Raw genomic sequence first — 12842 nt, forward strand, 5'->3', positions numbered from 1 at the left:
CGCGGCGGAGCCGCAAATCGACACAGCCCCGCGCCCCTGAAAAGCAAAAGCCTGCGACTTCCCGCGCCCAAAAACCCCGCCCCGAACGAGCCCGCACCCCCGACTACCCGCAGCCTCCCACCGGCGGGAGGGGCCGTGGGCCGGTGCGTCGTATGCCCGTCGCTTAGGTTCGGTCTCGGAGAACCAGGACCCTGTACCAGCAAAGGGCCGTACGCCCGGCCTGCGACGGGCTGACGCACCGGCCCACGGCCCCGACCCACCCACCGGACCCCAGGGGCGCGGGGAACGGCGCGACCAGCCACAACGCACCCGCACCCGACAACGAACCCAACCGCTCAACCGCCGGAGGCACCCCGCGGGGAACTGCGCGACCTGCCACGACGGGCCCGCAGTCGAAAACGAACGCGAAGGAGCCCGGCGCCCCCCAGCGCCGGGCTCCTTCCCCCGTACCCCCGTCCACAGAAGCCTGCGCAGCTATTCCGTCGCGATCGCGTTCAGTACGTTCATCCGGCCTGCCCTGAACGCCGGTACCAGTGCCGCGAACAGCCCCACGAACGCGGACCCCAGGAACACCCCGGTGATCGTCGGCCACGGAATCTCCAGGACCTTCATGCCCTCCAGGGCCAGAAGCTGCTGGGCGGTCGCGCCCCAGCCCATGCCCAGGCCGAGGCCCAGGAGGGCGCCGAACAGGGCGATCACCACCGACTCCAGGCGGATCATGCGCCGCAGTTGGCGGCGCGAGAGGCCGATCGCCCGCATCAGGCCGATCTCCCGTGTCCGCTCCACCACCGACAGCGCCAGGGTGTTCACCACACCCAGGATCGCGACGATGATCGCCAGGGCCAACAGGCCGTAGATCATGTTCAGGAGCTGGCCTATCTGGTCCTTCAGCGCTTCCTTGTAGTCGGTCTGGTCGCGGACGGTGTACTGCGGGTAGTCGTCCAGCGCGGTCTTCAGCGACTTGTACGCGGCCGCTTCCTGGCCGTCCTTCGCCGAGGCGAAGAGCAGCGTGTCGAGCGGCATCTTGTCGGCGGGGACGTACTTGGCCATCGTGTCGATGGATGTGTACATGGCCCCCTGGTCGATGACGACCTCACTGCTGGTGATCGCTCGGACCGTCAGCCGGGCGGTGGAGCCGTCCTTGAAGGCGACCGAGATCTTCGAGCCGAGGCTGATGCCGTGGTCCTTGGCGAACTCCTCGTGGACGGACATCGAGTCGGGCCGGTAGGCGTCCTTGAGGTTCCCGGCGACCGTCTCGGTGCTCAGGTCCGTGGCGTAGCTCGGGTCGGCCGCCGTGATGGCCGTTTTCTCGAGCGTCTTGCCATCGGGGGTGGTGAAGTCGGCCTCGGTCCACTTGTACTCGGTGACCCCCTTCAGGCCCTCCGCCGTCCTGGCCGCCTGCACCGCCTGCGGCGTGATCAGCTGGCCGCTGTCGGACTGGATGATGAAGTCCGTACCAACGGTCTTGTCCAGCTGGTCCGTAGCCGACGCGACCATCGACGAGCCGACCACCGACAGGCACGCGACCAGTGCAAGGCCGATCATGAGCGCGGCGCCGGTCGCCCCCGTACGGCGCGGATTGCGCAGCGCGTTCCGCTCGGCCATCCGCCCGACAGGGCCGAAGATCCGCAGCACCACGGCGCTCAGCACCCGCACCACGCCGCTCGCGAGCAGCGGGCCGATGACGACGAAGCCGATCAGTGACAGCACCACGCCGCCGCCCAGCCACATCGAGCCCTCGCTCGCCTTGTCGGCCTGGGACGCGAGGTACAGCCCGTAACCGCCGGCGCCCGTCAGGACCAGGCCCAGCAGAGCCCGTATGACACCGGACTTGGCGTCCACCGGCGCCCCGGAGTCCCGCAGCGCCGCCATCGGCGAGACCTTGCCGGCCCGCCGGGCGGGCAGATACGCGGCGAGCACGGTGACCACTACGCCGAGCAGCAGGCCGACCACCGGGGTGGTCCAGGCGACGGTGAGGTCGTCAGTGGAGAGGTTCATGCCGGTGGCGCCCATGAGCTTCATCAGGCCGATGGCCAGGCCCACGCCCGCACCGACCCCCAGCACCGAGCCGAAGACACCGAGCAGCAGCGCCTCGGCGAGCACGGACCGGTTGACCTGCCGGCGGCTCGACCCGACGGCCCGCATCAGGCCGATTTCGCGGGTCCGCTGGGCGACCAGCATCGAGAAGGTGTTGATGATCAGGAAGATGCCGACGAGGAAGGCGATCCCGGCGAAGCCGAGCATCGCGTACTTCATCACGCCCATGAACTCGCCGACGTCCTCGGCGTTGGCGTCCGCGACCTCCTTGGCCGTCTGGATCTGGTAGCCGCTGTCGAGCGTGGCCGTGACGTTCTTCTTCACCTGGGCGTCGCTGAAGCCGGAGGCAGCGGTGACGTTGACGTTGGTGTAGACGCCGGTGTCGCCGACCAGGGCCTTCTGCGCGGTCTTCGTGTCCAGGTAGAAGATCGCGGCACCCGGGTTGGTGACCTCGAACTCCGCGAAGCCCGAGACCTTGGCACGGTGCGTGCCCACCGCCGTGATGACGCCGATCTCGTCGCCGAGCTTCAGGTGGTGCTTGTCGGCGGTGTCGGCGTCGACCATGATCTGGTCCGGTCCGCGCGGGGCGTTGCCGGAGGAGATCTTCATGGTGCGGGCGTCGTTGGCGTTCCAGTTGCCGACGATGGTCGGGGCGCCGCCCGCGGGCGAGAGGCTGTCCTTGTCGGCGTCGACGACGGTCACCGAGGTGGAGAAGACGGTGCCCTCGGCGGACTTGACGCCCTCCGCCTTGCGCACCTCGCCCAGCACGGACGCGGGCATGACCGGCGGCTTGCCGTTGTCGGCCTGGGTCTCACCGGTGTCCGAAGCGCCCTTGGCGCTGACCTGGACGTCGGACGAGGTGGCCGCGAAGAGCTTGTCGAACGTCGTGTTCATCGTGTCGGTGAAGACGAGCGTGCCGCAGACGAAGGCCACCGACAGCAGGACCGCCACGGCCGAGAGGGCCATACGTCCCTTGTGCGCGAAGAAGTTGCGCATCGAGGTCTTCATGACGGTCATGACGTGCGCCCCCGGGCATCGAAGTCCTTCATGCGGTCCAGGACGGTTTCGGCGGTGGGCTTCCACATCTCGTCGACGATCCGGCCGTCGGCCAGGTACAGCACCCGGTCCGCGTACGAGGCGGCCACCGGGTCGTGGGTGACCATCACGATGGTCTGGCCGAGCTCGTCGACGGAGCGCCGCAGGAAGCCGAGCACCTCGGCGCCGGCCCGGGAGTCGAGGTTCCCGGTCGGCTCGTCACCGAAGATGATCTCGGGCCGTGCGGCCAATGCCCGTGCCACGGCGACGCGTTGCTGCTGGCCGCCGGAGAGCTGGTTCGGCCGGTGCTTGAGGCGGTCGCTCAGGCCGACCGTTTCGACGACCTGGCTCAGCCAGCCGCGGTCCGGCTTACGGCCCGCTATGTCCATGGGCAGAGTGATGTTCTCGAGCGCGTTCAGCGTCGGCAGCAGGTTGAACGCCTGGAAGATGAAGCCGATCCGGTCCCGGCGCAGCTTCGTGAGCTTCTTGTCCTTGAGGCCGGTGATCTCCGTCTCGTCCAGGTAGATCTGCCCGGAGGTGACGGTGTCGAGGCCGGCGAGGCAGTGCATCAGCGTGGACTTCCCGGACCCCGAAGGACCCATGATCGCGGTGAACTGGCCCCGCGCGATGTCCACGTCGACGTGGTCCAGGGCGACGACGCGGGTCTCCCCGGACCCGTATGCCTTGACGACCTGCCGCGCCCGCGCGGCAACGGCCGTACGCCCTCCAGTGCCCCCGTGCCTGGGAATGGTTACAGCCGAAGTCACGGTAAGTCTCCTAAGTCGGTCAGCAGGTGGTGTGCGTGCTCTGCGTGCTCTTCTACGTGGAATGAGTCTGGTGGCGGGAGGGGGTCCGGCGCGCTGGTGCCCAGCGCAGTCTTTTCCGGGGGTAAACCCCACCTCCGGAGGTGCGGTACTCCGCCCTCAGCGGCGTAAAGCCAGGTTAAGGAGGGGGCAGGTCGCGTCTCGTCCTCCGGCGGTACGAAGCCTCCCCGGTCCGTAGTACGGAGGTACCCCTAAGGGATCTCCACCCGTCGGCGGAGGGGTTCTAGGGGTCGCCTCCACTCTTGAGGCCAGTCGGCGTCATACCTCCCATGGTTTGAGGCTGAAGTGGGAGAGTGTCCTCCGGCAGATAGATGCAGGGGGAAAGGAAATCCATGAGCCAGGAGGAAACCCAGGGGCCGGACACCGGCACACCGTCCGCACCACCGGCCGCCGGGCCGGTCGAGCCCCGTAAACGCCGTGCCGTCGTCGCCGCGCTCATGCTCGCCATGGGCCTGGCCGCGCTCGACTCCACGATCGTGTCGACCGCCGTGCCGCAGATCGTGGGCGACCTCGGCGGCTTCTCCGTCTTCTCCTGGCTGTTCTCGGGCTACCTGCTGGCAGTGACAGTCACGCTCCCCGTCTACGGCAAGCTCTCCGACACCTTCGGCCGCAAGCCCGTACTGATCGCGGGCGCGGCCATCTTCCTGCTCGGCTCCCTGCTCTGCGCGCTCGCCTGGAACATGGCGGCGCTCATCGCCTTCCGTATCGTCCAGGGTCTCGGCGGCGGCGCCCTCCAAGGGACCGTCCAGACGCTCGCCGCCGATCTCTACCCCCTGAAGCAACGCCCCAAGATCCAGGCGAAGTTGTCCACGGTCTGGGCGACCTCGGCGGTCGCGGGCCCGGCGGTCGGCGGAGTCCTCGCGGCGTACGCCGACTGGCGGTGGATCTTCCTCATCAACCTGCCGATCGGCGCGCTGGCCCTCTGGCTGATCGTCCGCCACCTCCACGAACCCAAGCGCGAGCCCGGCCCCCGCCCTCGTATCGACTGGGCGGGCGCACTCGCCGTCTTCGCCTGCGGCGGCGTCCTGCTGACGGCGCTGGTGCAGGGCGGAGTGGCGTGGCCCTGGCTTTCAGCTCCCTCAATCGCCTTGCTGGGTACGGGACTTGCCCTCGTCGCACTCACGGTGTTGATCGAACGCCGGGCCGCCGAACCGATCATCCCCGGCTGGGTCTGGCGCCGCCGCACCATCGCGGCGGTCAATCTGGCACTCGGCGCGCTGGGGTTGCTGATGGTGGCGCCCACGGTCTTCCTCCCGACCTACGCCCAGGCGGTCCTCGGGCTCGCCCCCATAGCGGCCGGATTCGTGCTCTCCGTATGGACGTTGAGCTGGCCGGTGTCGGCGGCGCTCAGCCAGCATGTGTACCGCAGGATCGGTTTCCGCAACTCGGCGCTGATCGGCATCGGCACGGCCGCGCTGCTCCTGCTCGCGTTCCCGTTCCTCCCCTACCCCGGCGAACCCTGGCAGCCGGCCCTGCTCATGCTCCTGCTCGGCGGCGCACTCGGACTGTTCCAACTCCCTCTGCTCATAGGCGTCCAGTCGACGGTCGTCTGGTCCGAACGCGGCACGGCCACCGGCTCCGTACTCTTCTGCCGCCAGACCGGCCAGACGCTGGGCGCGGCCCTGTTCGGAGCGATCGCCAACGGCGTGCTGGCCACCCGCCTGGGCGGTGCCGGCGACCTCGACTCGGTCACCCGCTCCCTCGACTCGGGCACCCTCTCCGAACCCCTCCGCCACGCGGTCGCCGACGCGGTCCACGCGGTCTACCTGGGCGCGGCCTGTGCGGCCGGGCTCGCCTTCCTGGTGCTGTTGTTGATGGCGCCGCGGCGGTTTCCGGTGTTGAAGGGCGCTGCCGATTCGTGATCGGCCCCCTTTGTTCACGGGGCCTGTCTGGCGGGCGATAAAGGGCTACTGACCTGCCCCGCCCTCCGGGCCGGGTGCTCGGCTCAGTAGACCGGCTCGCCGATACCCAGCAGGTTCCCCTCGCTGTCGCGGAACCAGACGGCGCGTTCGCCCCGTGCGCCCTTGCTCGGATAGTGGCCGTCGACGTCCGCGATTCCGTTCCTCGTCCGGAACCCGGGCACATCGACCTCCTCGAACACCACGCCGCGCTGTTTGAGCTCCGCCACGACTGCCTCGATGTCGTCGACCTGCCAGCCCATCTGGGTGAAGGTGCCGGGAGAGGCTCCCGTCGATTTGAACAGCGCGAACTCCACGCCTCCGCACCGGTACAACAGCCCGCCGGGCCGCTCGTCGACGGGCTCCAGACCGAGCTGCTCGGAGTAGAAACGCCGCGCCCGCTCCAGGTCCTGGGCGGGAAGCCTGGTCGCCACGCTTCCCCGGGCCAGAAGATTCCTGTCGTCTGCGTTCATGACTCCAGTGTGTGCTCAGTCGTCGAGCAGCCGCCATGCGGTGAGGGCGAGCCTGGTCCGTGTCAGCCCGGTGGGCTCGGTGAGTTCGATGCCCAGGGTCTTCCCGAGCTGTTCGAGACGGCGGGCGACGCTGCTGTGGTGCAGGTGGAGAAGGTCGGCGGCCCGGCGTACGGAGCCGGTGGCGCAGTAGGCGTCCAGAGTCTCCAGATCTTCCGGGTTGCCGGACAGGCGGGCGATCGCGGCCACGTCGGCGTTGTCCCGTGCGGCGTCCTGGGGTACCTGGGCGAGCAACGCCAAAGCCCCCAAGTCGTCGTAGTGGACGACCGGTTCGCGCGGGGTGGTGAAGCGGAGGGCGGTGCGGGCCTGCTGCCAGGACCGGTCAGGGCTTCCGGCGGCGCCGATGCCCGCTCGTACGTCCGCCGGAAACCGGGCCGGATCCACGGTGGTGGCCAGGATGACGCCCACGTCGGCGAGCGGTGCGGCCTTCACCGGGCGGGCCGGGCAGAGCAGGCCGCCGACCTTGTCGAGCGGAAGGTGCGAGCGTACGGCGACGACATGGACCGGCAGGCCGGCGGCGAAACCCAGGAGCCGTAGCGCCCGGGCTCGGGCCGCCTCGTCGCTGTCGGCGCTTATCGCGAGTTCGACGAGGGCGGGGTCGGCCATGGTGGTGCAGGCCGGGCCGTACCGTTCGACGGCGCCCGCGGCGGCGATGGCGAGCCGGTCGAGGAGGACTTCGTCGAGCGGGTTGGGCTCGCCGGAGCGTTCCAGCCACACCGTGCCGATCTCCTCCTCGTCGAGGGTGATCGGCGCCGTCGTGGACGCGGGCGCCGGTGGGGCGGACGCTTCCCTGCCGTCGGGCGAGATCCGGATGGCCCGGCCCGTGCCGTGGAGCCGGATCCCGGCCACGCACTCGGCGAGGCCCGCCGAGGCCCGGGTGAGCGCCGGGAGATCCACCCGCCGACGCAACAGTGTGTCGTAGAACGCGACGACGCGGATCGCGCCTTCGACGTACGAGTCCATTCCCGACAGCCGTACTGCCAGCGCCTCCATGGCACGAGGATAGGACCCCGTGGCGGGGAGAAGAAGCGCCGATCGGCGCGCGATCCGGGCGGGATACCCGACAGTTGGCGGACGACCCCGGGGAGGCGGCCGGTGAGGATGGCGGCATGGATCCCGAACTCGAAGCATTCGTCCACCTGCTCCCCAGCAACGACCTGACCGACCCCGTCACCGCGCGCAAGGCCTACGCCGAGGTGGCCGCCTCGAGGCCGGCACCGGACACCGCCGGAATGGAGGTGGAGGACCGCACGGTGCCCGCCGATCCGGACGTGGCTGTGCGGGTCTACCGCCCCCAGCGGGCCCGAGGTGCCGTCGTCTGGCTGCACGGCGGCGCATGGGTCATGGGCAGCCTGGACACGGAGCACCTGTGGGCCGTTCCGCTGGCAGGCCTCTCCGGCGCGGTCGTGATCACCGTCGACTACCGCCTGTCGCCCGAGCACCGGTTCCCGGCCGCCCTGGACGACGCCTACGCCGTAGTGACCTGGGCGCACGAACACGCGGCCGAACTCGGTATCGACCCGGACCGGATCGCGGTCGGAGGCCACAGCGCCGGCGCGAACCTCTCGGCCGCGGTGGCCTTACGCGCACGTGACCAGCAGGGGCCGCCGGTCCACTTCCAACTGCTCAACGAGCCCATCCTCGACGACCGGCAGCAGACGTGGTCGGCGCGAAACTTCACCGACACCCCCTGGAACACGCGCGCCGTACGCGCTGCGGCGCTGGGCCACTACCTGGGCTCCCAGCCCGCCACGCCGTACGCCGCACCGGCGCGCGCCGACGACCTGTCCGGCCTCCCACCGGCCTACATCGCCACCGCGGAATTCGACCCGAACCGCGACGAAGGCATCGACTACGCGCTGCGCCTGCTCCAGGCGGGCGTGTCGGTCGAACTGCACCAGTGGCCCGGCACCTTCCACGGGTCGCTGGCGATCCAGTCCGCCGAGGTCTCGCAGCGGCAACTCGTCACGCTCGGCACCGCGTTGGGCCGGGCGCTGGCGGAGTGAGGTAGCCGCGGACGGCAGGGTCGGCCACCCCCACGCCACACCCATCCGATGAAAGAACACCAAGATCACCACAGGAAAGACTTCCCGGCATGACCGTGACCCCGATCGACCTCTTCGCGAACTTCATCCACCTGCGCCAGGACGCCCAAGTACACGCCGAGCAGCCTGTGTTCGACCCCGGACGAGACGGCTGGCAGCTGATGACCTTCCACGTGGAGACCGACGCCGACGTCCACGCCGACCACTGGGAAGTCCACCCCGAGGCGGATGAGTTCGTCTCCTGCCTCTCCGGTGGGATACGCCTCTGCTTCCGCCCGGAGCGGCCGGGAGACGAGGAGGAGGAGATCAAGCTGACGGCCGGCACCGCGGTCGTCGTGCCGCGCGGGCGATGGCACCGCATCGCGTTGGACGCCCCCGGCGACATCATGTCCGTCACGCTGCCACGGGGCAGCCGCTTGGAGAAGCGGACCGACGCATAGGGGCTGTTGCGAGCTCCTAGTGCACGCCGACGCGGTCAAGAGCCGGGAGAAACTGGTCGTAGAGGGCGACCTTGAGGTGCAGGGCACGCTCCTCGACTTCCATGAAGGCGTCGGTGGTCTCCTCTCGGGCGAGGAGGTCGCTGAGCCTCGCCCAGATCGCACACCTGGCGTGGGCGGCACAGGGGAGAACCGCCGACGGGCACCGCACGTGCCCGTCGGCGCACGCGTTGTATCCCCTGACGCTCACTGTGATCGCGGGCAACGTGGACGGACTGGCCGCCGGTGCCTACCGGTACGAGGCCGAGCGCCATGCACTGACCCCGGTCGCCGACGGCGATCACCGCGACCGGGTCGCCCGTACCACCCTTGCCGACCACGACTGGTTGCGACATGCGGCGGCGCTGCTGCTGCTCAGCGGCGACATGGACACGGCCACGCACCACTTCGCCGACCAGCCGCCGCAAGGCCGCCGGGGCCGGCGGTACGTATGGCTGGAGGCAGGCCACGCCAGCCAGAACGTCTACCTCCAGGCCACCGAGTCCGGCCTGGGCGCGGTACTCGTCGCCGGCTTCGACGACGACCGGCTCCTCGGCCTCAACCCTGCGGTCGTGCCGTCCGGACAGCACCCGTTGGCGCTGCTCGGGGTCGGCAACCCTGCCGACCCCGACGAGTGATCACGAAAAGGCCCGAAGCGACACTTCTCGACGTTTACGTTTTCGTCACAACTGACCAATGGGGTAAGTGGGGTTAACCGAGGTAACACCCGAGGTCAGCGAAGTAAGCGCATACCGACCAATCAGTTTGGTGAAAAGGCGGCGTATCCCGAGGACGGCGAGTAGCGTGCGTGGCTCATTCCCGCCCCTTCCCACCCCTCCCCGCCAAAGAGTTCCCTGCGGCCCGCACCCCGGGCCCGAGCCACGCAAGGAAAACCGGGATGTCCTACGACCCGTCTCCGTCGTACCCAGTTCCACCGCCCCACGACTCGTCGCCCTCCTACTTCACCTACCCCTGGGCACCACAACCGCCGCCGGAACCCGAACCCGTGCGCCACCGCCCCCGGCACGCCGCGCTCGGCCACCACAGCGACATCCGCGTCCTGCGCACCGCGTACCGGTGGCAGCGACGCGTGGCGACGCTCACCGCACTGGGCTACTTCACGCTCTTCCTCATCCTGTCCGCGTACGCGCCGGAGTTCATGACGAAGGACGTCACCGACGGGCTGCCCGTCGGGCTGCTGCTCGGGCTCATCCAGGTACCCGTCACCTGCGCGGCGATCGCGCTGTACGAGTACACGGCCCGCCGCGGCGTCGATCCGATCGCCGAACGGATAAGGAAACAGGCGGAGTTGGACGCCAAGCGGGCGGAGAACGGACGATGACCGGGTTCAGCAGTTCCGCACAGGCGATGTCGCTCGTGGCGTTCACGGTCATCGCCACCATCACGCTGCTGCTGTGCGTGATGACCGGCCCCGACCGCGACGACCTCGACGAGTTCTACACCGGCTACAGCTCGATGTCCCCGATGCGCAACGGCCTGGCCATCGCGGGCGACTACATCTCCGCCGCGACAGTGCTCGGCACGGGCGGCGTGATCGCGCTGTTCGGCTACGACGGGGTCGTACTCGCCCTGAGCACCGTCCTCTCCCTGATGCTGCTGATGTTCCTGCTGGCCGAACCGCTGCGCAACGCGGGCCGGTTCACCATGGGCGACGTGTTCGCGCGGCGGATGCCGGGACGGTCCGTACGCATCACGGCCTGCGTCGTGACGCTCGCCGCGCTGATGCCGATGATGCTGGTCCAACTCGCCGGTACGGGCGATTTGTTGGCGTTTCTGCTCGGCTTCTCCAGCGACTCGCTGAAGACCGGCTGCATCATCGGGCTCGGCACACTGATGATCAGCTACGCGGCGATCGGCGGCATGAAAGGCACCGCGCTCATCCAGATCCTGAAGATCGTGATGCTGCTCGGCTCCGGCGCCGTCATCGCCGTACTCATCCTGAACCAGTTCGACTGGAACCTCGGCGGCCTCTTCAACACGGCGGCGGAGAGCAGCGGGGCGGGGTCGGCGTTCCTCAACTCCGGGCTGCAGTTCGCGGGCGGGCCCAACCCCAAGCTGGACATGATCACCACAGAGCTGGTGGTGGTACTCGGCGGCGCGGTGCTGCCGCACATCACCATGCGCATGTACACCGCGGGCAGCGCACGCGAGGTGCGCCGGTCGATGTCCTGGGCGGTGCCGGCCGTGGCGCTGTTCGTGCTGATCATCACGGTCATCGGCTTCGGCACGGTGGCCATGATCGGGCGAGCGGCGATCACGGCGGCGGATCCCCAGGGCAACACGGCGTATCTGCTGGGCTCGCGCGCCGTGTTCGGGACGGACCCGTCGACGGCCGAGACGCTGCTCTTCACCACCGTCACGGCGGCGATCTTCCTGACCGTGCTCGCATCGGTGGCCGGGATGATTCTCGCCTGCGCCAACTCCCTTGCGCATGACGTGTTCGCCCACGGCAAGAAGCAGTTGTCGCCGCGTCGCGAGATGACGCTGGCCAGAGCGTCCGCGGCTGCCGTCGGGGTCCCGACGATCCTGCTGGCCACGCTCGTTCAGCACCGCAGCCTGCAGCCGCTCGTCACGCTCTCGCTCTGCGTCGGGGCCTCGGCGATCGCGCCCGCGCTGGTCTACGGGCTCTTCTGGCGCCGCTACACCCGGGCGGGGCTGCTCTGCACGTTGATCGGCGGCACGGTCAGTACGTTCGTCCTGATGACCGGCACCAATCTGGTCTCCGGCTCACCCATCTCCGCCTTCCCCGACCATGACTTCACGTGGTTCCCGTTCACCACCACCGGGCTCCTCTCCATTCCGCTCGGCTTCGCCTTCGGGTGGCTGGGGACGATGCTTTCGGGGCGGCGGCAGGCGGAGGAGCAGCGGCGGCAGTATGAGGCGGTTGAGGGGTGGATTCTGGCCGGGGTGGTTCGGCGAGGGCGTTAGTCGTGTCGGGGCGCCCTCAATCCGCCGATGCCTGCCCCGTCAGCGTCACGAGACTGTCCCGTACGTGGTCCATGTGGGCCTGTACTTCGTCCCGCTGGTCGGCGTGGGCGCGGAGCAGGCGCTCCGTTTCGTAGGTGATTCGGGTTTCGCGGGCGTGGGCCTCTGCGAGGAGGGCGGCGGCCTGGGACTCCGCTTCCTCCTGGAGGGAGCGGGTTGAGTCCTCGGCCTCGGCCAGGGTTCGTTCGGCCTCGGCCAAGGTCGCCTCGGCGCGTGACAGCAGCGGAGCGTACTGCGCGTCCAGGGCGGCCTCCTGCTCCGCCGTCGCGCGGTCGAGCTCGTCCAGGCGGTCGGCGTGTTCCTTGTTCTGCTCGGCGAGCAACGCCTCCGAGCGCTGGCGCATGTCGCGCAGCGCGGCCAGTGCCTCGCCGCGGTGCTCCTTTGCCTCCAGGCGCGCGGCGATACGCAGTTCGTCGGCCTCGGCCTGGGCGGCGAGCAAGCGCCGGCGGGCCCGTTCGTCGGCCGCGGCCCGTACCGCGCCGGCTTCCGCCCGTGCCGCCTCACGCACCCGGTCGGCCTCGGACTCCGCCCCCTCCAGAACGCGTCTCGCCTCCCGGTGGGCGTTCTCGTGGAGGACCGCCGCCTCCTCCTTGACGAGTTCGAAGATCTGCGCGGCCCCTTCGCCGAGCGCCTCGTACGTCTGCGGAGGCAGCGCGGCCACCCACTCGGCCAGCCGCTGCGCCTCCGCCTCCATCTCCTCGGCCAGTACGGTCAGGCGGGCGGCCCGTTCCCACGCGGCGTCACGGTTCTGTGAGAGTTCCGCGGCGTACGCGTCCACCTGCTCGGGACGGTAACCACGGCCCCGTACGGCCGTGAAGCCATGAGGCGACACCGATGCGCCCGATGCGCTGCTCATCCTCGAATCCCCTCTTCGGCGACGTACTGCATGACATACAGCACGATGTGCCACACATCCTGGTAGATCAGACAGAAGTGTTCATAATGCGACACTCCGTCCGTTCAGTCAGTAAGGGATCGGATAACAAAAGGG

General features: G+C 69.4%; 12 protein-coding genes. 6 read left to right on the top strand and 6 right to left on the bottom strand.

The genetic code is table 11. From position 1 onward, the window contains the following. Nucleotides 1-474: 474 nt before the first annotated feature. Complete coding sequence (locus ACYVO6_RS03045; RefSeq protein WP_461056909.1) at nt 475-3054, bottom strand: ABC transporter permease; 2580 nt, start codon at nt 3052-3054, stop codon at nt 475-477. Beyond that, nucleotides 3051-3839 (bottom strand): ABC transporter ATP-binding protein, encoded by a 789-nt coding sequence (locus ACYVO6_RS03050; protein ID WP_461056911.1) that lies wholly within the window; start codon nt 3837-3839, stop codon nt 3051-3053. The genes ACYVO6_RS03045 and ACYVO6_RS03050 overlap by 4 nt, the downstream gene beginning before the upstream one ends. Before the next feature lie 389 nt (nt 3840-4228). Here ACYVO6_RS03050 and ACYVO6_RS03055 point away from each other — a divergent pair, with 389 nt between their 5' ends. Next, nucleotides 4229-5758, top strand: a complete 1530-nt coding sequence (locus ACYVO6_RS03055; RefSeq protein ID WP_461056913.1) for an MFS transporter — start codon at nt 4229-4231, stop codon at nt 5756-5758. An 83-nt stretch (nt 5759-5841) separates the two neighbouring features. On the opposite strand, the gene ACYVO6_RS03060 is transcribed toward ACYVO6_RS03055, so the two are convergent. Next, nucleotides 5842-6267, bottom strand: coding sequence for a VOC family protein (locus tag ACYVO6_RS03060; RefSeq protein WP_461056915.1), 426 nt, complete (start codon nt 6265-6267; stop codon nt 5842-5844). 15 nt (nt 6268-6282) lie between these two features. Continuing rightward, complete coding sequence (locus ACYVO6_RS03065; protein ID WP_461056917.1) at nt 6283-7317, bottom strand: PucR family transcriptional regulator; 1035 nt, start codon at nt 7315-7317, stop codon at nt 6283-6285. A 116-nt stretch (nt 7318-7433) separates the two neighbouring features. Between ACYVO6_RS03065 and ACYVO6_RS03070 the strand changes: the two genes are divergently transcribed. After that, nucleotides 7434-8330, top strand: coding sequence for an alpha/beta hydrolase (locus ACYVO6_RS03070; RefSeq protein ID WP_461056919.1), 897 nt, complete (start codon nt 7434-7436; stop codon nt 8328-8330). Between the two features lie 89 nt (nt 8331-8419). Next, nucleotides 8420-8809, top strand: a complete 390-nt coding sequence (locus ACYVO6_RS03075) for a cupin domain-containing protein (RefSeq protein WP_461056921.1) — start codon at nt 8420-8422, stop codon at nt 8807-8809. A 16-nt stretch (nt 8810-8825) separates the two neighbouring features. Here the strand turns inward: ACYVO6_RS03075 and ACYVO6_RS03080 are convergent, their stop codons facing one another. Further along, nucleotides 8826-9056, bottom strand: coding sequence for a hypothetical protein (locus ACYVO6_RS03080; RefSeq protein ID WP_461057062.1), 231 nt, complete (start codon nt 9054-9056; stop codon nt 8826-8828). Here ACYVO6_RS03080 and ACYVO6_RS03085 point away from each other — a divergent pair. The 3 genes from ACYVO6_RS03085 (at nt 8974) to ACYVO6_RS03095 (ending at nt 11794) form a co-directional block, all read left to right on the top strand. Continuing rightward, nucleotides 8974-9483: a SagB/ThcOx family dehydrogenase gene (locus ACYVO6_RS03085; protein WP_461057058.1), complete on the top strand. Its 510-nt coding sequence runs from the start codon at nt 8974-8976 to the stop codon at nt 9481-9483. The two genes, ACYVO6_RS03080 and ACYVO6_RS03085, sit on opposite strands and share 83 nt — an antisense overlap. 260 nt (nt 9484-9743) lie before the next feature. Then, complete coding sequence (locus ACYVO6_RS03090; protein ID WP_461056923.1) at nt 9744-10187, top strand: DUF485 domain-containing protein; 444 nt, start codon at nt 9744-9746, stop codon at nt 10185-10187. After that, the gene (locus ACYVO6_RS03095) at nt 10184-11794 is read left to right on the top strand and encodes a sodium/solute symporter (protein WP_461056925.1); all 1611 of its coding nucleotides are present in this window, start codon (nt 10184-10186) and stop codon (nt 11792-11794) included. Before ACYVO6_RS03090 ends, ACYVO6_RS03095 begins: the two co-directional genes overlap by 4 nt. A gap of 16 nt (nt 11795-11810) precedes the next feature. On the opposite strand, the gene ACYVO6_RS03100 is transcribed toward ACYVO6_RS03095, so the two are convergent. Then, on the bottom strand, nt 11811-12707 hold the full coding sequence (locus ACYVO6_RS03100; RefSeq protein ID WP_461056927.1) for a cellulose-binding protein: 897 nt from the start codon (nt 12705-12707) through the stop codon (nt 11811-11813). Nucleotides 12708-12842 lie beyond the last annotated feature (135 nt).

It is taken from the genome of Streptomyces pseudoechinosporeus (assembly GCF_054783935.1).